Source organism: Patulibacter medicamentivorans (assembly GCF_000240225.1).
In the GTDB taxonomy this organism is placed as follows: Bacteria; Actinomycetota; Thermoleophilia; order Solirubrobacterales; family Solirubrobacteraceae; genus Patulibacter; species Patulibacter medicamentivorans.
In genome coordinates this window covers 45,261-65,483 of the sequence record NZ_AGUD01000295.1, presented here as the reverse complement: position 1 = coordinate 65,483, position 20,223 = coordinate 45,261, and the positions used below count along the sequence as shown (strand labels likewise).

Annotated in this window: 19 protein-coding genes; 7 read left to right on the top strand and 12 right to left on the bottom strand. The window is 75.5% G+C overall.

Going from position 1 to position 20,223, the window contains the following annotated elements:
* Window positions 1–11: 11 nt before the first annotated feature.
* Window positions 12–599 (top strand): RNA polymerase sigma factor, encoded by a 588-nt coding sequence (locus tag PAI11_RS20545; RefSeq protein WP_007578340.1) that lies wholly within the window; start codon window positions 12–14, stop codon window positions 597–599.
* A complete protein-coding gene (locus PAI11_RS20540) occupies window positions 596–1,342 on the top strand; it encodes an anti-sigma factor domain-containing protein (protein ID WP_007578339.1) in 747 nt (248 codons plus the stop codon). The genes PAI11_RS20545 and PAI11_RS20540 overlap by 4 nt, the downstream gene beginning before the upstream one ends.
* A gap of 62 nt (window positions 1,343–1,404) precedes the next feature.
* Here the strand turns inward: PAI11_RS20540 and PAI11_RS20535 are convergent, their stop codons facing one another.
* Window positions 1,405–2,370 (bottom strand): DUF5995 family protein, encoded by a 966-nt coding sequence (locus PAI11_RS20535; protein ID WP_007578338.1) that lies wholly within the window; start codon window positions 2,368–2,370, stop codon window positions 1,405–1,407.
* A gap of 126 nt (window positions 2,371–2,496) precedes the next feature.
* Here PAI11_RS20535 and PAI11_RS20530 point away from each other — a divergent pair, with 126 nt between their 5' ends.
* Window positions 2,497–2,895, top strand: coding sequence for a pyridoxamine 5'-phosphate oxidase family protein (locus tag PAI11_RS20530; RefSeq protein WP_007578337.1), 399 nt, complete (start codon window positions 2,497–2,499; stop codon window positions 2,893–2,895).
* A gap of 66 nt (window positions 2,896–2,961) precedes the next feature.
* On the opposite strand, the gene PAI11_RS20525 is transcribed toward PAI11_RS20530, so the two are convergent.
* From PAI11_RS20525 to PAI11_RS24890, 5 genes are all read right to left on the bottom strand, one after another.
* The gene (locus PAI11_RS20525; RefSeq protein ID WP_007578336.1) at window positions 2,962–3,699 is read right to left on the bottom strand and encodes an ABC transporter permease; all 738 of its coding nucleotides are present in this window, start codon (window positions 3,697–3,699) and stop codon (window positions 2,962–2,964) included.
* Window positions 3,696–4,691, bottom strand: coding sequence for an ABC transporter ATP-binding protein (locus PAI11_RS20520; RefSeq protein ID WP_007578335.1), 996 nt, complete (start codon window positions 4,689–4,691; stop codon window positions 3,696–3,698). The genes PAI11_RS20525 and PAI11_RS20520 overlap by 4 nt, the downstream gene beginning before the upstream one ends.
* A gap of 123 nt (window positions 4,692–4,814) precedes the next feature.
* Window positions 4,815–5,870, bottom strand: coding sequence for an LLM class flavin-dependent oxidoreductase (locus PAI11_RS20515; RefSeq protein WP_040601165.1), 1,056 nt, complete (start codon window positions 5,868–5,870; stop codon window positions 4,815–4,817).
* A 43-nt stretch (window positions 5,871–5,913) separates the two neighbouring features.
* Window positions 5,914–6,624: a trimeric intracellular cation channel family protein gene (locus PAI11_RS20510; RefSeq protein WP_081488555.1), complete on the bottom strand. Its 711-nt coding sequence runs from the start codon at window positions 6,622–6,624 to the stop codon at window positions 5,914–5,916.
* A gap of 67 nt (window positions 6,625–6,691) precedes the next feature.
* A complete protein-coding gene (locus PAI11_RS24890; RefSeq protein WP_050897338.1) occupies window positions 6,692–7,378 on the bottom strand; it encodes a type 1 glutamine amidotransferase in 687 nt (228 codons plus the stop codon).
* A 199-nt stretch (window positions 7,379–7,577) separates the two neighbouring features.
* Between PAI11_RS24890 and PAI11_RS20500 the strand changes: the two genes are divergently transcribed.
* A complete protein-coding gene (locus tag PAI11_RS20500; RefSeq protein WP_007578331.1) occupies window positions 7,578–8,045 on the top strand; it encodes a nuclear transport factor 2 family protein in 468 nt (155 codons plus the stop codon).
* Between the two features lie 13 nt (window positions 8,046–8,058).
* Here the strand turns inward: PAI11_RS20500 and PAI11_RS20495 are convergent, their stop codons facing one another.
* The 4 genes from PAI11_RS20495 to PAI11_RS20480 all read right to left on the bottom strand — a co-directional run bounded on the left by PAI11_RS20495 (window position 8,059) and on the right by PAI11_RS20480 (window position 11,710).
* Window positions 8,059–8,913 carry an SDR family NAD(P)-dependent oxidoreductase gene (locus PAI11_RS20495; protein ID WP_007578330.1) on the bottom strand — a complete coding sequence of 285 codons (855 nt, stop codon included), beginning with the start codon at window positions 8,911–8,913 and terminating at the stop codon, window positions 8,059–8,061.
* Complete coding sequence (locus tag PAI11_RS20490; protein WP_007578329.1) at window positions 8,913–9,434, bottom strand: ester cyclase; 522 nt, start codon at window positions 9,432–9,434, stop codon at window positions 8,913–8,915. The genes PAI11_RS20495 and PAI11_RS20490 overlap by 1 nt, the downstream gene beginning before the upstream one ends.
* A gap of 109 nt (window positions 9,435–9,543) precedes the next feature.
* Window positions 9,544–11,097 carry a patatin-like phospholipase family protein gene (locus PAI11_RS20485; RefSeq protein ID WP_007578328.1) on the bottom strand — a complete coding sequence of 518 codons (1,554 nt, stop codon included), beginning with the start codon at window positions 11,095–11,097 and terminating at the stop codon, window positions 9,544–9,546.
* Window positions 11,098–11,137: 40 nt separating this feature from the next.
* Entirely contained in the window at window positions 11,138–11,710 is a 573-nt protein-coding gene (locus PAI11_RS20480; protein ID WP_007578327.1) for a TetR/AcrR family transcriptional regulator, read from the bottom strand.
* A 62-nt stretch (window positions 11,711–11,772) separates the two neighbouring features.
* On the opposite strand from PAI11_RS20480, the gene PAI11_RS20475 reads away from it, so the two are divergent.
* The 3 genes from PAI11_RS20475 to PAI11_RS28370 all read left to right on the top strand — a co-directional run bounded on the left by PAI11_RS20475 (window position 11,773) and on the right by PAI11_RS28370 (window position 16,526).
* On the top strand, window positions 11,773–12,948 hold the full coding sequence (locus PAI11_RS20475; RefSeq protein ID WP_007578326.1) for an acyl-CoA dehydrogenase family protein: 1,176 nt from the start codon (window positions 11,773–11,775) through the stop codon (window positions 12,946–12,948).
* 116 nt (window positions 12,949–13,064) lie between these two features.
* Window positions 13,065–13,607, top strand: a complete 543-nt coding sequence (locus PAI11_RS20470) for an RNA polymerase sigma factor (RefSeq protein ID WP_050897336.1) — start codon at window positions 13,065–13,067, stop codon at window positions 13,605–13,607.
* Window positions 13,608–13,673: 66 nt separating this feature from the next.
* Window positions 13,674–16,526 carry an ATP-binding protein gene (locus PAI11_RS28370; RefSeq protein ID WP_007578324.1) on the top strand — a complete coding sequence of 951 codons (2,853 nt, stop codon included), beginning with the start codon at window positions 13,674–13,676 and terminating at the stop codon, window positions 16,524–16,526.
* A 28-nt stretch (window positions 16,527–16,554) separates the two neighbouring features.
* Here the strand turns inward: PAI11_RS28370 and PAI11_RS20460 are convergent, their stop codons facing one another.
* Complete coding sequence (locus tag PAI11_RS20460; RefSeq protein ID WP_007578323.1) at window positions 16,555–19,302, bottom strand: ATP-binding protein; 2,748 nt, start codon at window positions 19,300–19,302, stop codon at window positions 16,555–16,557.
* A complete protein-coding gene (locus PAI11_RS20455) occupies window positions 19,290–20,171 on the bottom strand; it encodes an enoyl-CoA hydratase/isomerase family protein (RefSeq protein WP_007578322.1) in 882 nt (293 codons plus the stop codon). Before PAI11_RS20455 ends, PAI11_RS20460 begins: the two co-directional genes overlap by 13 nt.
* Window positions 20,172–20,223 lie beyond the last annotated feature (52 nt).

The window sequence follows — 20,223 nt, the reverse complement described above, 5'->3', positions numbered from 1 at the left end:
GTCGGCCCCGGATGGTCGCCCCGCGGGATCCCGCCGCAGCGGTCGCGGACGCGGCGCTCCTGGAGCGCGTGAGCGCGATGGACGCGGACGCGTTCGAGGTCTTCTACGACCGCCACGCGGCGGCGGCCTACGCGCTCGCCCACCGGATCGTCGGCGCCCGGCCGGCGGCCGACGACGTCTGCCAGGAGGCCTTCCTCGCGGTCTGGCGCTCGGCGGGAGCCTACGACCGGCGGCTCGGCAGCGCGCGCTCGTGGGTCCTCACGATCGTGCGCAACCGGGCGATCGACCACCTGCGTCGGGTGACGCGGACCAAGGAGCGGGAGATGCACGACGATGCCCTCGACCAGCGTCATCCCGCGCCGCCGGGGCAGGGCACCGAGGCCACCGCGCTGCGGCGGGCCGCTGACGCCGAGACCCGCGAGGTGCTCGACGAGCTGAACGCCGACCAGCGGCGGGTCATCGAGCTGTCGTTCTACTCCGGCTACTCCCAGAGCGAGATCGCCGGGATGCTGGAGCTGCCGCTGGGGACCGTCAAGGCGCGGATGAACCGCGGGCTGACGAGGATGCGCAACGCGCTGGCCGCGGGGGGACCGTCGTGAGCTGCCGCGAGCCGCAGCTGGCCGAGCTGCTGGGACCGTTCGCGCTCGGGGCCTGCGACGACGACGAGGCCGCGCGGGTCCGTGCCCACCTGCCCGAGTGCGCGGACTGCCGGCGGCGGCTCGAGGAGCTGGAGCCGGTGCGGCTGGCGCTGCTCGAGGACGTCCCGCCCGTGCGGCCGAGCCCTGCGGTCAGGGCCACGCTGATGGCGCAGGTGCGCGAGGAGTCGGACCTGTTCCAGGCGGCTGCCGCACCCGGCGCGCCGCCGTCCGCCGCGCCCGGCCCGACCCGCGGCCGCTCGCCCCGGAACGGACGGCGGTGGCTGGACCGGGCCCGCCGGCCCCGTGCGCTGGCCGTGCTGGCGGCGGCCCTGGCCGCCCTGGTCGTCGCCGGGATCGCGATCGGCGGGGGGTCCGGTCCGGCACCGCGGTCGATCGGGTTCGCGGTCGACCGGCGACTGGCGCCGCGGGGCAGCGCGCAGCTGGTGGTCGACGGGGGCCGCGGGCGGATCGAGGTCGCGGGCCTGCCGGCGCCGGCCGCCGGTCGCCGCTACCAGGTATGGGTGGCGCGCGGGAGCGGCAGGCCGCGCCCGACGTCCGCCCTCTTCGACGTCGACGGCCGGGGGGACGGCGCCGTCGACGTGCCCGGGTCCGTCGCGGACTACGACCAGGTGCTGGTCACCGACGAGCCCGCCGAGGGCTCGCGGACGCCGACCGGGGCGGTCGTGGTCCGCGGGCGGGCCTGATTCCGGCGATCGACGGCGCGATCGGTCCTGCCGCGGGGTGGGGCGGGCCGATCGCGCCGGGCTCAGCCGCGCCCGTGCGCGGCGCACCAGGCGTCTCGCGCCGCGGAGCCCGAGCTGCCGAGCAGGGCGCGGAGGATCACGCCCTGGGTCTCGGCGTAGGTCTCGATCCGCGCCGCGACCCGCGCCCGCTCGGCCGGGCCGCGCGCCAGCGACAGCGCCTCGGCGTTGCGCCAGACGACCTCGCGCCAGGTCTGGAGCAGCGCCGCCGCCGCGGCGTCGTCGAGCGGCCCGGCGTCGAGGTCGTCCGCGGTCGGGTCGAAGCGGGCGGCGATCTCGCGCAGGACCGGCACGTAGAGCGCCGCCAGCCGCCGGTTGAAGACGTCGTGGTCGGGCTTGTGGGAGCGGCCGTCGGGCGCGGTCAGCCCGATCCCCGCCAGCACGAACGGCATGTCGCGGTTGATGTGGGCGTTCATCGACAGCACGAAGTCGCCGAGCCCCGAGACGCTGCGGTCGTCGGCGGCCGCGAAGGCGATCCGCCAGGCTCGCGGCACGCGATCGCGGTGCCCCTCGTGCCAGTTGGCGTAGGTCCGGAAGTACCGCTGGGCGAAGACCGCGTCCTGGTGGTTGATCCAGCGCCGGTCGGCGTACGCGCCGGCCCGGACCGCGCGCCGGACCTCCTCGGTGACGCGCAGGTAGGCGAGCGCGAAGACCGCGTCGTGGTCGCAGCGACGGCCGAGCGCGTCGAGCCGCCGGCGCATCGTCGCGATCGTCGCCTCGATGCAGCGGTCGCTGCCGTCGGCGCAGGCGCTCTCGGTCGAGGGGCGGTAGGGAACGGGCCGCGAGGGCAGCAACCACGACCAGTCGAGGTAGAGCGGCGGCGTGCCGGGGGCCAGGAGCCGCGGCAGCGCGGCCCGCGCCGTGGCCGCGGCGGCGGGCGCCGGGACCGGGCGGAGCAGGACCGCAAGCCCCAGCAGCAGCGCGACGAGCAGGACGGGGACGGCGCGTCCGAGCGCGGGGACGTGGCGCATCGGCGCCCCATCGTACGTCCGCCGTTCGCGACCGGTCGCACGATCGCCGTGGCAGGGGGTTGACGGCGCGGCGAGCGGCCGGGACGCTGGACGGGTCCGCTCGAACATCCACCAAGGACCCTCGCGATGAGCACCTCCCTCGACGGCCGCCCGGCCGAGCTGCTGACCGGCGTCAACTTCGCCACCGTCGTCACCCAGGATCCCGACGGCCGGCCCCACGCCTCGGTCGCCTGGGTCCACACCGACGGCACGTCGGTGCTGCTGAACTCGGCCGAGGGGCGCCGCTGGCCGCGGCAGCTGCGCGATCGGGGCGAGGCGCTGGTGGTCGTCCGCAGCGAGGAGAACCCCTACGAGTACGTCGAGATCCGCGCGCGTCTGGTCGAGGACACCCACGAGGGCGCCAGGGAGCAGATCGACGAGCTGTCGCACAAGTACCTCGGGAAGGACTACCCGTTCCTGCAGCCGGGCGAGCAGCGGATCCGCTTCGGGCTCGCTCCGACCGAGGTCGCGCACCGCGGCGGCTGAGGCGCCGCCGCGACGCGCGCCGGCGGCCGCGACGCACGGTCGCGGCCGCCGGTCGTGGGGACGGCGCTACTGGCGGCCGGTGTCCCTGCGGTAGGCCCGCGCGGCCAGGCTGCCGAGGACGACCGTCCAGACGCCGAGCACGATCCATCCGTGGGCGGGCCAGCCGTCGCCGCCGATGCCGACGTGCCCGGCCTGGACGAGCCAGTACGAGGGCAGCTGCTCGCCGATGTCGTGCAGGAACGACCCCTTGTCGAGCGGGAACCAGATGCCGCTGACGATCCCCAGGAGGCCGACGCCGCCGCCCATCGCGGGTCCGATCGAGTCGGTCGAGAGCAGGTGGCCGATCAGGATCCCGAGCGCGGCGAAGGGGATCAGGCCGATCAGGATCAGGACGCTCATCTCGATCCAGCGCCCGGCGTCCAGTCGGACGCCGAGGATCGCGCCGGCGACGTACATCGTGACCAGCGCCAGCAGCGCGGTGGCGTAGGCGGTGGCGATCTTGGTCGCCAGGTACGAGCGGCTGGAGAGCGGGGTGATCCGCAGCTGGCGATTCCAGCCGACGGCCCGCTCGCCGGAGATCCGGGCGCCGGTCGAGAGCATCGACATCATCGTGCCCCACGCGGCCATGCCGACCATGAAGTACACCGGCGCCGAGATCCCCGAGCCGTTGAGGTTGGCCTCGTCGCGGTTCGGCCCGGCGGTGATGAAGTACAGGACCAGCGGGAAGCCGAGCGCGAAGATCAGGAAGCGGCGGTTGCGGAACGTGCGCCGCAGCTCGAAGCGGGTGTAGGCGAAGGTGCTCATCGGGCGACCTCGGTCGTGGTCTGGTCGTCGTGGTGGTCGCCGGTCAGCTGCAGGAACGCCTGCTCCAGGCCGGCGCCGCTGATCTCGATGTCGCGGGCGTCGGGGTAGGCCGCGAGCAGCGCCCGGATCGCGACGTCGGAGTCGCCGCAGCTCAGCACCACCGCGTCGCCGCGGCGGTCGCTGCCGGTGACCCCGGGCAGCCGGCCGAGCGCGGCCAGGTCGGCGCCGGGCAGCGTCGCCTTGATCGTGCGCAGGCCGACGATCGCCTTGATCTCGGTCGTCGGGCCGTCGGCGACGACGCGGCCCTTCGCCATCAGCACGACCCGGTCGGCGAACTCGTCGGCCTCCTCCAGGTAGTGGGTGGCGAAGACGATCGTCTTGCCACGGGCGGCGAACGCCCGCATCGTGGTCCAGAAGGCGTGCCGGCCCTCGACGTCCATCGCGACGGTCGGCTCGTCGAGGATCAGCAGGTCGGGGTTGCTGACCAGGGCGATCGCGAACCGCACTCGCTGGGTCTGGCCGCCCGAGAGCTTGTGGGTCCAGTGACCCGCGATCTCGGCCAGGCCGGTCAGCTCGAGGACCTCGTCGACGTCGAGCGGAGCCGGGTAGAGCGCGGCCATCATCGCCACCAGCTCGCGGACCTTGACCTCGCGGATCAGGGCGCCGGTCTGGAGCATCGCGCCGATCAGCCCGGCGTCGACGGCGGCGTTCGGCGTCCGTCCGAAGACCGAGGCGGTGCCGCTGTCGGGGACGGTCAGGCCGAGCAGCATCTCGATCGTCGTCGACTTGCCGGCGCCGTTGGGACCGAGCAGGGCGACGGTCTCGCCGGGCTCGATCGCGATCTCGACGCCGCGGACGGCGTGGACGGGACCCTGGGGGGTGCGGAACGCCTTGGCGAGGCCCGCGAGGACGATGCCGGGCGCGGGGGACCCCGGCGGCGGTGCGGCGCCCGTCCGCCCCGGGCGGCGGTCGGGCGTGGTGGTGGAGGACATGCCGCCAACCTACGAGCGCCGCCCGGCCGCCGGAAGTGGTGCCCGTCGTGACCTGTCCGTGACGGATGTCATGGCTGTGACGTTCCGGTCGTGGGCCGACCGGAACGTCGCAGCGGGCGGGCCTCAGCCGGCGGTGGCGCCGACGCCCGGCTCGCGCGGGGCCAGGTCCATCAGGTCGGCGACGATCTCGTAGGAGCGGCGGCGGTCGCCGTGGTCGTGGACCATCGTCGTGATCATCAGCTCGTCGGCGTTGGTCCGGGCCAGCAGCGACTCGATCCCCGCGCGGACCGTGTCGGGGCCGCCGACGATCTGCGACGCCTTGCGGCTCTCGAGGAAGTCCTCCTCGGCCGGGGAGTACTGCCTGGCGGCGGCCTCCTCCGGCGTCGGCAGCAGCCCCGGCCGGCCCTGGCGCAGGCGCAGGAACTGGAGCCCGGACGGGCCGTTGAGGTACTGGGCGCGCTCGTCGTCCTCGGCGGCGACGATCGCGACGCCGAGCATCACGTAGGGCGCCTGGAGGACCTCGGACGGCTTGAAGCTGGCGCGGTAGAGGTCGACCGCCGGGACGGTGTTCTTGGCGCTGAAGTGGTGGGCGAAGCTGAACGGCAGCCCCAGCTCGCCCGCCAGCTGGGCGCTGAAGCCGCTCGAGCCGAGCAGCCAGATCGGCGGCTCGTGGCCGACGTTCGGCACGGCGTGGATGCTGCGGAAGCGGTGGCCCTCCGGCAGCTTGCCGCGCAGGAACCCGCGCAGCTCCTCCAGCTGCTGCGGGAAGTCGTCCTCGACGCCGAACGGGTCGCTCGTGCGGCGCAGGGCCGCGGCGGTCGGCCCGTCGGTCCCCGGCGCGCGGCCGAGCCCGAGGTCGATCCGGCCGGGGTGCAGCGCCTCGAGCATCCCGAACTGCTCGGCGACCACGAGCGAGGCGTGGTTGGGCAGCATCACGCCGCCGGAGCCGACCCGGATCCGCTCGGTCGCCGCCGCGATGTGCGCGATCAGGACCGGCGGCGCCGAGCTGGCGATCCCGGGCATGTTGTGGTGCTCGGCGAACCAGACGCGGGTATAGCCGAGCGACTCGGTCAGCCGGGCCAGGTCGACGGAGTTCTGGAGGGCCTGGCCGGGGGTCGATCCATCGACCACGGGGGCCAGGTCCAGGACGGAGAGGGCGACGTCGCTCACCCGTTCCATGCTGCCACGTGGAGGCGGGCACCACGTGGCAATCGGGGATTCCTCAGCGCCGCGGCGGGGTCCGCTCGCGTCCGCGGCCGCGGACCGACAGCCGCCAGGCCGCTCGCTCGGGCGGTCGCGGGATCCGGGTCTCGGTCGCCACCGGGGTGCTCAGCCCGCGGTGGACGGCCAGCAGCCGCAGTCCCACGGTGACGACCAGCGAGACGGCGATCCCGATCGGGATGCTCGCGCCGAGGCGCTCCACGACGACGTAGGCGGCGGAGCCTGCCGCGGCGGCGAGGCCGTAGATCGGGCCGGGCCCGAAGATGTACGGCCGCTGGCCGCTGAGCAGGTCGCAGAGCACGCCGCCGGCCGTCGCCGCGACCACGCCGACCGCCGCCGCGGAGACCGATCCGAGCCCCGCGTCGAGCGCCTTCGAGGCACCGACGATCGCGAACAGGCCCAGCGCGACGGCGTCGAAGACGTCCAGCAGGTCGTCGAGGCGCTGCGCCTGCGGATGGGCGACGAGCATCACGACGCCGGTCCCCAGCGCCACCGGCAGGTACGAGCCGGAGGTCAGGGCGACCGGCATCTGGTTCAGCAGCAGGTCGCGGACGACGCCGCCGCCGAGCCCGCCACAGACCGCCAGGCCGATCGTGCCGGTCAGGTCGAGGTCGCGCCGCAGGGCCACCAGGGCGCCGAAGATCGCGCCGACGGCGACCGCGGCCAGATCGAGGCCGAGCGGCAGGGTGACGGTCTCCACGGCGAGTGGCACCGGCCCATCGTGACGGGCGATCGCGCGCGACGCCGTCCTGCGCGCGGCCGTGCGGCCGCCGCGGACCTCAGCGCGCGTTCGCCAGCGGCACCGTGGCGCCGGCGAAGCGGTCGAAGAGGTGGAACGCCGCGGCGCTGACCTGAGACTCGATCTGGCGCGCCCGCTGCTCGAGCGCGGCTCGCTCGACGCCGATCGCGGCCAGCGAGCGACCCTCGTCGGCGTCGGCCCAGCGGGAGAGGATCTCGGCGGTCGCCTCGGGGTGGAACTGGACCGCGACCGCGTGGCCGACGCAGAACGCCTGCGGGCCGAACTCGTTGCGGGCCAGCTCGTAGGCCAGCGGCGGCAGCGCGACGACGTCCTCGTGCCAGGCGATCCAGGGGCCGCCGGGGATCCGGTCGGCGTCGGCGCTGTCGACGTCGACGAGCCCGATCTCGGGTCGCGCCAGCCGGGTCACGCGGCCGCCGTGGGCGAGCGCCAGCGCCTGGGCGCCGAAGCAGATGCCCAGGACCGGGACCGCCGCGGCCTCGGCATCGCGCAGCCAGTCGACCAGCGGGTCGGCCCAGGGCGGGCGCTGCTCGATCAGCGACGCGTCGGATCCGAGCGCGAACGCCAGGTCGTAGCGGTAGGGCGCCGGCAGCGGATCGCCGCCGTCGACTCGGCGGACGTCGAGGGCGATCCCGCGCTCGCGTGCCCACGGCTCCAGCAGGCCGGGGGGCGCGTCGGCCTGGCACTGGAGCACGAGCGCGGTGGTCACGGGCGGAGCGGCGGACGGGCGGGACAGGGCACGGGGGAAAAGTCTATATTCAGGTATGAATTAAGGCAAATAGATCGCCGGCCGCGCCGGCGGCCGACGATCCGAGCCTAGCGGCGGGACCGGGGCCACGCCGGCGCCGGCGGTGGCGATCGATCGACGACTGCCGGTGGGGGAGCCCGCTGCGGGTAGCGTGAGCCCCGTGCCGCACCCCAACGCCGAGCTGATCCGCGACCTCTACGCCGCCCTCGATCGTGGCGACGCCGAGGCGATGGCGGCCCGCTACGCGCCGGACGCCAGCTTCGAGGACCCGGTCTTCCGCGGCTTGCGGGGCCCGGAGGTGCCCGGCATGTGGCGGATGCTGACGGCGCGGGCGAGCGAGATGTCGGTCGTCGTCGACGAGATCGAGGCCGACGACGCCGGCGGCAGCGCCCACTGGGTCGCGACCTATCCGTTCACGCGGACGGGGCGGACCGTCGTCAACGACGTGCGGGCGCGGTTCCGCTTCCGCGACGGGCTGATCGTGGAGCACGTCGACCGCTTCGACCTCGGCCGCTGGGGCGCCCAGGCGTTCGGGCCGCCCGGCCGGCTGCTCGCGCTGCCGCCGGTCGCCGCGCTGCTGCGGCGCCAGGTCCGCGGCGACCTGGCGGCGTTCCTCGCCCGCGGCTGATCGAGGACCGGGGTCAGCTCCGCCCGGGCCGCGGGAACTGCGTCCCGACGAAGGCGTCCCACATCCGCGCGGTCATCAGCCGCCGCTGGGCGATCAGGAGGTGCGCCGACGGCGTCACCCGGTAGCGGATCCGGGGCCGCGCGGTGGTGATCGCCCGCTCGACGACCTTGGCCACGCGCTCCGGCGGGCCGCCGAACAGCTTCATCGGCTGCTTCTCGTAGGCCTCGGCGGTCAGGCGCTCGACCGCGGCGTTGAACGACGCGTAGGGATCGTCGCCGGCGACGTCGCCCGGCATGTGGGCCTTCGCCGCCGCGGCGAACTGGGTCCGGATCGCGCCCGGCTGGACGATCACGACGTCGACCCCGAAGCCCTTGACCTCGAACCGCAGGGCGTCGGAGAGCGCGTCGACCGCGTACTTGGTCGCGTGGTAGATGCCGCCGCCCGGGAACACCAGGTTGGCGCCCATCGAGCTGATGTTGACGATCCGCCCGCGGCCGGCTGCCCGCATCGACGGAAGCGCCAGCTGGCACATCCGCATCAGCCCGAAGACGTTGGTCTCGAACTGGGATCGCGCCGCGTCGAGGGGGACCGACTCGATCGCGCCCGACTGCGAGTAGCCGGCGTTGTTGACCAGGGCCCCGACCGCGCCCCGCTCCTCGACGACCCGATCGACCGCGGCGGCCATCGACGCCTCGTCGGTCACGTCGAGCGCCAGCACCTGGCAGCCCCGCTCGGCCAGATCGGCGATCGACTCCGGCCGGCGGGCGGTGGCGTAGACCACGTGCCCGCGGTCGGCGAGCCGCTCGGCGGTGGCCCGGCCGATGCCGGTCGAGCAGCCGGTGATCAGCACTGCGCCTGCGTCGGCCATCAGGAGCCTCTCCTCTGGCGCAGCAGCGCCTTGGCGATCGTCAGCGGGTGGTTGGCGACGGTCGCCAGCCGGCCGACCAGCGTGGTCGGGTCGTGCGCCACGCCGAGCTGGCGCAGGATCGTGGCGCTGTCGAAGTAGACGCGCTCGGTCACCAGCCGGTCGCTCTCGCCCTCGAAGACGAAGAACGCGGCCATCCGGGCGGTGAAGTCGCGGCCGGTGGCGGGCAGGCCGCGGAACGGGCCCAGGTGCGTGCCGCGGAGCCAGAACTCGACGATCACGGCATCGGCCGCGTGGTGGAGGGCGATCAGCTCGTTGCGCTGATCGGGGAACGCGGTCCGCGTCTCCCGGAAGTAGCGGCGGACGGCCTGCTCGCCGTCGAACACGTCGCCGGTCGCGATCAGCTCGTAGCGCGGGTGGTGGAACGTCCCGATCGTCACGTCGTAGGCGTGCTCGTTCTCGGACTCCATGTGCTCGCGCACGAGCGCCTCGCGGCGCTTGCGCACCGCGGCGGTGACGGCCATCGGTTGCTCCCCGGACGTTGGTCGGGACGATCCTAGTCGCCGTCCGGGCGCCGGCTCGACGGCCTGCGCGGCGGGCGGGCCGCACCCTGCGAGCCGCGCCGCCGCGCGGTCAGCCGGTCCAGCGGACCGGGCGCAGCAGCTCGCGGATCAGCGGCAGCGCCGGGTCCAGCGAGGCGCGCCCCCACTCGCGGGCGCGGTCGATCGCGTCCGGCGACGGGACCAGGTTGGCCGGCGACAGCGTCGGCGTGAACTGCACCATCACGTCGGCGAAGAGGGCGTTGCGGCGCAGCTGGACCTTGACCGCCTGGGTGATCGGGTGCAGCCACAGGTGGCGCGGGTCCCACTGCGGCTGGAAGCAGTCGAACGCCAGGACGAGCGCGTTGCGGGTCCCCAGCCGCCCGGCCTGGACCCGCCGCCAGGCGAGCTCCGCCGGGACGTTGGCGACCATCCCGCCGTCGATCAGGGCGGCCAGCTGGCGCCGCTCCATCAGCTCGCCGAAGGCCTGCGCGCCGGGGCTGTCGTCGTCGGGCATCAGGTCGTAGTGGAGGACGCCGGGAATCGAGGCCGAGAAGCCGGCGGCGTCGAGCGCCCGGCAGGCGGTGGTCCCGGGCTCCGCCCCGATCACGACCGGCTCGACCAGCCGCGGGTCGAAGAACGCGGTCGCCTGCCACATCCGGGTGGCGATCGCCGGTGCGACCTGCGACGGCGACTGGCGCGCGGTCGGATCCTCGAGCGTGGCCTCGGTGGCGTCGGCGCGGAAGTGCCGGGGGAGCCGCTGGAAGGGGCGGCGGCGGACGCCGGCGACGACGGCCTCGTAGGGGATCTCGAGGTCGGCGAGCGTGATCGCCTCGCCGTCGGGCATCGCGAAGACCTCGCCGAACGCCCGCCGCAGGCGCAGCGGCAGCAGGCCCGGCATCCCGAACCGCCGCTTCGTCGCCGACGACATGAACAGCGAGCGGCGGTCGGTCGCCTTGGCGATCGCGTCCAGCTGCGGCCAGTCGGGCTCGCGGTGGCGGGCGCGGAAGACGCCCATCAGCGCGCCGATCGAGGCGCCGATCACGTAGGCCGGGGCGATCCCGGCCTCGTCGAGCCGCGCGTAGGCCCCGAGGTAGACGTAGCCGGCGCCACCGCCCCCGCCGGCGGCGTTGACCAGCACCCGGGTGCCGACCTCGGCGTCCAGCTCGTCGGCGGAGAAGGCGTTCCCGTGGGCGGCGACCAGGGCCGCGCGCTGCTCGGCCAGCGGCTCGCGCAGCCGTTCCAGCATCCCGACGGCGGCGGCCAGCAGGGTCGGTCCGTCACCGCCGTTGCGGCGGGCCGTCGTGAGCTCGGCGAGCACCCGCCCGCGGAACCCGGACAGCTCGGCGCTGAGGTCGACGTCGGGCCGCGCGCCGACGGGGCCGCCGCCCGCGGCGCCCGGCTCGAAGACCGTCAGGCGGGCGAGCGAGAGCAGGTAGCGCAGCTGCTCGAGGTGCTCGGGCTCGAGGCCGTCGGCGGCCTTCAGCTGGGCGCGGACCAGGTCGACCTCGGCCCGGGCGATGTCGCGCACGGCACGGGTCGCGGTCGCGCCGCCGATGTCGGGGCTGCGGGCGGCCGCCGCGCTGGCCGGGCCACCGGGTGCCGCCAGGCCGGCGGCGTCGCCTGGGTCCGCGTCCGGCTCGGCCATGGAGCGAGTCTACGGCGACCTGGGGTCGCCTCGGGGCACCTCAGCGGCGGACGCCGCCGAGCACCAGCGCGGCCAGCTCCTCGTAGGCCTCGGCGTCGTGCAGCCCGGTGTTGCGCAGGACGGCGCCGCTCTGGATCCGGGTCATCGTGGCCGCGACGGTGTCGGCGACGAACGCCGCGTGGACGGCCCGGAAGTCGCCCGCGTCGACGCCCTCGGCGATCAGCCGCCGGACCCGCTCGGCGGCCGCGGCGGTGTTGCGCTCGTAGACCTCGGCCGCGGCGGGGTGATCGGCCAGGTCGGCCATGAACTGGGCCGAGGCCGGTCGCAGGGCGTCGGCGACCGCTCGCAGGTAGACGACGATCCGCTCGGCGGGATCGTCCTGGGCGGCCGTTCGCTCCTCGACGAAGGCGGTCGCGGTGCGGAAGAAGTGGCGGACGGCGCCCGCGGTCAGCTGCTCCTTGTTGCGGCCGAGCGCGTAGAGGGTGGTCTTCGAGCAGCGCAGGCGGGTCGCCAGGTCGCCGAGCGTGAACGAGGCGAAGCCCTCGGCGAGGAAGAGCTCGACGAGGTCGTCCAGCAGCTCGAGGTGCCGTTCGGTCGCGGTCGGGGCCACCACGCGAGGTTAACGTGCTGATCCCAGCACCAGTACCTGGGTACTGTGGCTGGTACTCTCATGGCATGCCGGCTGAGCGTCTCCTTCCCTCGCCCGAAGCCGAGGCCGTCGTTGCGATGGCCCGCGACGTCGCCGCGTCGGAGCTGGCGCCGCGCGCCGCCCGGGCGGAGGCCGACGCGGCCTTCCCGCGCGAGGTCTTCCGCCATCTCGGCGAGCTGGGCCTGCTGGCGATGCCCTACGGCGAGGACGTCGGCGGGGGCGGCCTGCCCTACGAGGTCTACCTGCAGGCGCTCGAGGAGCTGGCGAGCGCCTGGTCGAGCGTCGCGGTCGGCGTCAGCGTCCACGTGATGTCCTGCTACCCGCTGGCGACGCGCGGCAGCGACGAGCAGCGCGAGCGGTGGCTGCCGTCGCTGCTCTCGGGCGAGCTGCTCGGCGGCTACTGCCTGTCGGAGGCCCAGGCCGGATCGGACGCCGCGGCGCTGCGGACGGCGGCCGCGCGGACCCCGGGCGGCTACCGGGTCCGCGGCAGCAAGGCCTGGGTCACGCACGGCGGCGAGGCCGACTTCTACACCCTCTTCGCCCGTACGGCCGAGGATCGCTCGCGCGGAATCAGCTGCTTCCTGGTCCCGGGCGACGCCGCCGGGCTCAGCGCCGAGGCGCCCGAGGCCAAGATGGGCCTGACCGGGTCGACGACCGCGACCGTGGTCTACGACGACGTCGAGGTCGCCGAGCAGCGGCGGATCGGCGACGAGGGCGACGGGCTGCCGATCGCCCTCGAGGCCCTCGACAGCGGGCGGCTCGGGATCGCGGCCGTCGCCGTCGGCGTCGCCCAGGCGGCGCTCGACCACTCCGTCGCCTACGCCCAGCAGCGCGAGACCTTCGGCAAGCCGATCATCGACCACCAGGGCCTCGGCTTCCTGCTGGCCGACATGGCGGCGGCGGTCGAGTCGGCCCGGGCGACGGTGCTCGAGGCGGCCCGCCGCCGCGACCGCGGCCTGCCGTTCAGCCGCCAGGCGTCGGTCGCCAAGCTGGTGGCGACGGACGCGGCGATGCGGGTCACGACCGACGCCGTCCAGGTGCTCGGCGGCTACGGCTACACCAGGGACTTCCCGGTCGAGCGGCTGATGCGCGAGGCGAAGGTGATGCAGATCTTCGAGGGCACCAACCAGATCCAGCGGTTGGTGATCTCGCGCCACCTGGCCCGGACGGCGCGGGCGCGGCCGCTGGTGGCGGCTGGGTAGCGCACCCCTCCAACGTGCCTGGGGCCCCGCTCTAAGTGGGGGGTCGGCGCCTCATGAGGAAACCGCTGCCGGGGCGCAGCATCGGGTCCGTACTCGCACGGGAGAGGCGGACCCTCATGGCATCCAGGCAGCTGACGGCGCAGGACATCACGGAGCTCTTCGACGCGTATGCCACGCGCGTCCAGGCGTTCTGCCAACGCATGCTGGGGTGCCCGGCCGCCGCGGAGGACGCGACCCAGGAGACGTTCCTCAACCTGCTGCGGCGGGCGCCAGCGGTCCGCGACGATCCCGACGCTGTCCGGACCTACGTCTTCGCGACCGCCCGCAACGCCTGTTGCGACCTGCTGCGGCGGCGGCGGGCGGTGGTCAGCCTCGACGCGCTCGCCGAGGCGGGAGACCGCGCCGGCGACCCCGTCAGCCTCGACCCGCGCCACGACCCGGAGCGGCGCGCGCTCTCGGCCGAGCTGCGCGGAGACCTGGTCGCGGCGCTGGCCCGGATCCCTCCGCGCCAGGCCGAGGTGATGGTGCTGCGCGTCGCCGGGGACCTGTCCTACACCCAGATCGCCAACCGGGTCGACACCAACGCCAACAACGTCGCCCAGATCCTGCACCGGGCGCGCCGCAACCTGGTCACGGTGCTGGAGCCGGTCGCGGTCTGAGCGGGGCGTCGCGGCGCCGCCGGGCGTCCCGGATCGGGTCTGCCGGCCGCTACGCTGCGCAGCGAGATGGGTCAGCAGGGGGAGGACGGTGGTCGCCCGGCTTCGTGGGGCCCCGGTCGGCTGCTCGAGCGCGAGCGCGAGCTGGCGGCCCTGGACGCCGCGAACCGGGCCGCGACCGGAGGCGCGGGCGGCGCTCTCGTGGTGCTCCGGGGACCGTCCGGCATTGGCCGATCGAGCCTCCTGACGGCCTACCGCCACCAGGCCGAGGCGGCCGGGATGGTCGTCGCCTCGACGGTCGGGGTACCGACGCGCACGGCCGTCGGATACGCGGCGGCGCGCGAGCTGATCGCGGCCGTCGACGCGCGCGCCCAGCGGGCCCCGAGCTCGGCGCGCGCGGTCGCGGCGTGGCGGGTGCTGACCGGCGCCGCCGCACCGGAGGAGGCTCCGCCGACCGTGATGCTCGGCGAGGGCGCGCAGGTCGTCGCCCGCGGCCTGACGGAGTACGTGCTCGAGGTCGCCGACCACCGGCCGCTGGCGCTCGTCGTCGACGACCTGCAGGCGGTCGACGAACCGACCCAGCGCTGGCTGGCGCTGCTCGCCCATCGGATCGACCGCCGCGCGCTGGTGCTGGTGGTGGCGCTCCACGAGGGGCACGCCGAGCAGCGGACCGCGCCGATCGCCGAGCTCTGCGGCCGCGCCGGAGCCCGGCTGCTGGACCTCGGGCCGCTCAGCGAGCGAGCGACCCGGTCGATCGTCGCCTCGGGCCTGCGGAGCCCGGCGAGCGACGGCCTCGCGCGCCACTGCCACGAGCTGACCGGCGGCAACCCGTTCCTCACGATCGAGATCGTCGCCGAGCTGCGGACCCGCCGGCAGCAGGGCACCGACGCCGGCCTGGCGCTGCTGGAGGGCGGGCTCGACCGCTTCGTCGCCCACATCCTCACCCGTGCCGAGAGCGTCGGCCCCGAAGCGGCCGCGGTCGCCGAGGCCGTCGCGGTGCTCGGTCCGGGCGCGCGGATCGACGATCTGGCGGCACTGGCCGGGATCGGCGTCGACGAGGTCGCCCACGCCCTCGATGGGCTCGGCCACGTGGGGCTGCTCTCGGCGGCCGATGGCGGCTTTCGTCACCCGATCCTGCGGTCCGCGCTCTACGACGCGATCGGCCTGCGGCAGCGGCAGGCGCTCCACGAACTGGCCGCTCGGCGGTTCGTCGCGCGGGCCGAGCCGGCTCGCGAGGCCGCCGCGCACGTGCTGGCGACCCGACCCGGGCGCGCGCCCTGGGCGCGGGACGTGCTGATCCGGGCCGGTCACGACGATCTGTTGGCGGGCGCCCCGGAGACGGCGGTCCGGTACCTGCGGCGGGCGCTCGACGAGGGGATCGACCGGGACGACGAGGCGGTCCTCCACGCTCTGCTGGCGATGGCCCACTGGCAGACCGGCGACGCGGTCCGGGCGTCGGCGGAGATGGAGCGCGCGATAGCCGGGGCCCAGGACGAGGAGACCCGTCTGCGGTGGGCGATCGAGCGCAACACGATGATGACCTCGCACGCCGACACGATCGACGCTGCGCTGCCCGCCTTCGAGCGCGTCCACGCCGCCAGCGTCGCGCACGTCTCCCCGGACACGGCGCTGGTCGCCGAGTCGTGCCTGCTCGCCGACCAGCTGCTCCTGCGCCCGGGTGCCGTCGACCCGGCGGTCGATCGCCATCGCGACCTCGAGGGGCGGACCGACGGCGAGCAGCAGCTGCTGTCGATCCTCGCCTGGCGCGCGTTCGTCGCGGGCGAGCCGCGGGACGTGGTGATCTCGCTCGCTCGCCGTGGCCTGGGGCACGGGCACGGGCCGATCGAGAGCTTCCTCGTCCGCAACTCCGGCTACTACGCGTCGTTCGCGCTGCTGCTGGCGGACGATCGGCCGTTCATCAGCGAGGCGCTGGCGGCCTGGGAGGACGCGGCCCGCGACCTCAACGCGCTCTTCGGCACCTCCGGCCTGCTGATGCTGCGCTCCTACGACGCCCTGGTCGAAGGCGACTTCGCCGTGGCGGCGGAGCGGGCCGGCGAGGCGCTCGAGCTGACCGGGCCGCTGGCGAGCCTCGGGTTCATGGCCCTTGCCTGCCGCGTTCGGGCGCTGCTGGAGCTGGACCTGGTCGTGCAGGCGCGCACCGAGCTGGACCAGGCGGGGGTGGCGTTCCCGTTGCCGCCGACGGCGCTGACCAACCCGCTGCTGCACGCTCGTGGCCTGGTCGAGCGGGCCGAGGGCCGTCGCGACGACGCCTGGGCGACCTTCCACGAGGTCGGTCGCGCCGACGCCGAGGCCGGAATCGCCTTCAGCCCCGCGTCGCCGTGGCGGACGGAGGCGGCACGGATCGCGATCGAGCGCGGGGATGACGACGCGGCCCGCGAGCTCGCGGATGCCCACCACGCGGCCGCCGAGTCCTGGGGCGCGCCGGGAGAGCGAGCGCGGGCCGCGGCCGAGGCACGGTTGGCCGGGCTGCCGGTCGCGCCGCCCGCGCTCGACCCGGCGACCACGCCCTACCTGCGGGCGACGGTCGAGCACGCGCTCGGCCTGGCCGCCCTGTGGGCCGGGGACGCGGACCGGGCCCGTCATCACCTGCGGGCGGCGCGCGACGGCCTCGAGCTCGCGCGCCACCCGCGCCGGGTGCGGCTGGTCGAGGATGCCCTGCGAGAGGCGGGCGGGCGCCGCAGCGCGCGCGATGACGATCCGCTTGGCCTGACGCCGGCCGAGCGGCGGATCGTGGACCTGGTCGTGGCCGGGCTCTCCAACCGCGAGGTCGCGGAGCGGCTGGTGGTGCGGCCGAAGTCGGTCGAGAACCAGCTCGGCAGGATCTACCGGCGGCTCGGCGTTCGATCGCGGACCGAGCTCGAGCGGGCGCTGCGCGACGGGGAGCGCTCGGGCCCCGCGTGACGTCGCGGCCGGCCCAGCGACTGCGACGTCACGAGCGCCCGCCGGCGTCGACGAACGCCCCCTCCGCCAGTCGCGCCCGCAGCTCCTCGCGACCGGCGACGTCGAGCTTGCGGTAGGCGCGCCCGAGGTGGTTCTCGACCGTCCGCCTGCTGACGAACAGCGTCCCGGCGATCCGCTCGCTGGTCAGCCCCTCGACGGCCAGGCGGGCCACTCGCCGCTCGGCCGCCGTCAGCGCGTCGAGCCCGCTGAAGGCCAGTGGCTGCGGGCGGCTGCGCAGGACCGCCAGCTCCGACGACGCGGCGTCGACGAGCGCGTGCGCGCCGCAGCGACGTGCGATCCGCAGGGCCTCGTCGATCCGGTCGGCCGCGACGCTGCGGCGGCCGGCCCGGCGGTGGAGCCGGCCGGCGGCGAACAGGCAGTGGGCCAGCTCCAGGTGGATCCCGTGCTGCTCGAGGGTCGGCAGCGCCCGCTCGACGATCGCGGGATCGCCGGCCACCTCGCCCATCACGCGGTGGGCCTCGCCGATCAGCGGCGCCGCGTCCCACCAGGCGGCGTGCTCCAGGTGCTCCGCGGCCAGGGCCCGGGCCTCGTCGACCCGGCCGAGCCGCAGGAGCGCCAGGGCGGCGCCGCCTCGCCAGGTCCGGTGGGGGACCGCAAGCGCCGGGTCGCGCTGCTCGTCGGCGCGGATCCCGTCGAAGGTCTGCAGCGCCTCGTGATCGGCGCCGCGGGCGAGCAGCAGCTGGCCGTGGGCGTGCCGTGCCCGGGCACGGTGCTGCGGGTCGCTGTCGTCGAGGACTGCCGTCACCGCGGCCTCTGCCTCGTCGTAGCGCCCCTGCTCGCGCAGGCACTGACAGAGCAGCGGCAACATCATCGTGTCCCACTGCGGGGCGCCGGGGAGCTGGCGGAACTCGGTGACCTCCTCCTCGCAGCGGCGCAGGTCGCCGACGGCGAAGCGGGCCGTCGCCTGTCCGACCAGCAGCAGCGCGACGGCCAGGCGCGAGCAGGTGGCCCGGGTTCGGTCGAGCTCGGGGGAGAGCAGCGCGAGCGCCTCGTGTGGGAGCCCGCAGGCGACCAGGCCGGTCGCTCCGAGGCTCATGTGGACGGTCACGATCGGGCTCATCGCCGCGTCGGCGGGCGGGACCAGGCCGCGGCGCGAGAGATCGACGACGGTCGCCCGGTCGCCGTGCACCAGGTACTCGTAGCGCGCCCGCATGCCGAGGGTGCTCCACGCGAGCATCGGGGCGACGGCGAACGCCTCCTCGTAGGGGGTGATCTCGGCCGGGGTCCAGCCGCCGAATCCCGGCAGCGTGACGGCCGCCGCGGTGGTCAGCAGCGCCTCGGCCTCGAGCCGCTCCTCGGGAGCCCACGACCGCTGCCGATCGCCGAGCAGCCGTCGCAGCCGCGGGAGGGCGAGTGCGGCCCGGCCGGACGCGGTCAGCGCTCGGGCCTCGAGCAGCTCGGCCCGGAACGCGTGCGTCCCGCGACCGTCGCCGTCGAGCCCCCGCAGCCGGCGCGCGGCGGCGACCGCCTCGTCGAAGTGGCCGAGGCCGATCAGGAGGTCGGCGAGCTCCTCGAACAGCTCGGCGAGCGCCTCGTGGCCTGGCGGCTCCTCGATCGCCCGTCGCAGCAGCCGGATCGCGTGCTCGGCGCTCCCGTCGCGGCGTGCCGCGGCCGCTTCCGCCCGCAGCGCGGCGACGATCGCCGCGTCCCCGGTCGGAGCCGATGCGAGCGCGTGGACGGCGGCGCCACGCCGGTCGCCGCGGGCCAGCAGCGCGCGCGCCGCGCGGCCGTGGAGGACAGTCCGGGTCGACGGGGGGATCCCGGCATGGATCGCCTCGCGCACGAGCGGATGCTCGAACGCGCCGCTGTCGTCCAGCAGGCCGTGGTGGCGGAGCCGCTGGCCGGCCGCCTCGACTGTGGGCAGCGGGCGCGCCATCGCCTCGGCGACGACGGCTGGCTCGGCGACGTCGAGGACGGCGAGCATCCGGATGGTCGCGAGCGCGTCGCCGTCGAGTGCCGCCAGCCGCCGACCGATCGCCTCCTGGACGGTCGCCGGTATGCCGTCCGCCTGGCCGGCGCCACCCAGGTGGCGGGCCAGCTCGACGACGAAGAACGGGACGCCGTTGGTGCGCGCCCGAAGCTCGCGGACGGTGCGCTCGTCGACGGCGGCGCCGTGGCCGGCGAGCAGGATGCCGACGCCCGTGGCCGACAGCGGCAGGGGACGCAGGCGATCCGCGCCCGCGGCGCCGATCCGCTCGGCGACCGTCGCGGTCGCGTCACCGTCGCGCAGGCCGAGGACGAACAGCACCGGCACCTCGCCGGCCCACTCCTCGAGCAGCCAGCAGAGGACCTCGACCGACTCGTCGTCCGCCCACTGGAGGTCGTCGACGCAGGCGACCAGCGGCCGCTCGGCCACGAGCCCCTCGAGCAGCCGGCTGATGGCGCTGGCGGCGCGCACGTGATCGTCGTGGCCCTGATCGGCGAGCGCCGCCAGCGTCGGCCCGCCGGCAACGGCCCCGCGGGCGTCGACGACCGGACCGATCAGGCGCTCCACGACGCCCAGCGCCAGGGTCTGCTCGATCTCGCGGCCGGCCACGCCCGCGATGTCCACGCCGGCCAGCGCGGCGCGGTCGCCTGCCGCCTCCAGCAGCGCGGTCTTGCCGACCCCGGGCGGGCCGGTCACCAGCACGGCGCCGCCGCGGCGGTCGCGGGCCAGGCGATCGATCCGCTCGCGGAGCAGCGCCAGCTCGCGGTCGCGCTCGGTCAGCGGGAGCATGTGGTGCCGGTGGCGCGGGCGTCGAGGGTCGCGAGCAGCCGCTCGATCGCCCGCCGCGACTCGGGTGAGCGGACGACGTCGACGAACGCGCGGTCGGCGCCCGCGGCCGCCTCGTGCATCCGTCCGAGCACCGGCGCCCGGACCGCGCGCTTGGTGAACCGGAACGCGGGCAGCGAGCCGCCCGCCAGCCGCGCTGCCTCGGCGATCGCCCGGGAGACCAGCGCGGCTGGGTCGCAGACCTCGTCCAGGACCCCGATCCGGTGGGCGGCCTCGACGTCGAGCTCGGTCCCCAGCAGCGACAGGCGCGAGGCGGTGGGCCAGCCGATCGCGCTCGCCAGCAGCTCCAGGTAGGTGCGCGGCATCGGGATCCCGATCGGCACCTCGTTGAGGGCGAACCGGGCCGGACCGCGGGCGCCGATCCGCAGGTCGGCGCAGAGAGCGGTGATGAGCCCGCCGGCGTAGGCGTGTCCGTTCACGGCGGCCACCAGGGGACGATCGAGGGCGAAGAGACGGAGGTTGGTCGCGAAGTAGCGATCCTTCCACGCCAGCAGGGCGTCGTGGTCGCCGTCGCGGAACAGCTCGCCGACGTAGCGCACGTCGAGGCCGGCCGAGAACGATCGCCCCTCCCCGGTGAGCACGACGGGCCGGTCTCGGTGCTCGTCGTCGAGGCGGTCGAGGGTCGCGTGCAACGCGGCGTAGAAGGCCTCGTTCTGGCAGTTCGCCGGCGTGCCGGTCATCGTCGTGACGGCGACGCCGTCGACGACCTCGATCGGCCAGGGCGGGGTGGCGTCGACCGCGGGGCGGGCGGTGCCGTCGGCGGCGTTCGGCAGCTGGTCGCGGCGGGCGTCGAGCGCAGAGGTTTCGGTCACGGAGGGACAACCGTCGAGCGGCGCCGGACTTACGGCTGCCGCTCGACGAACG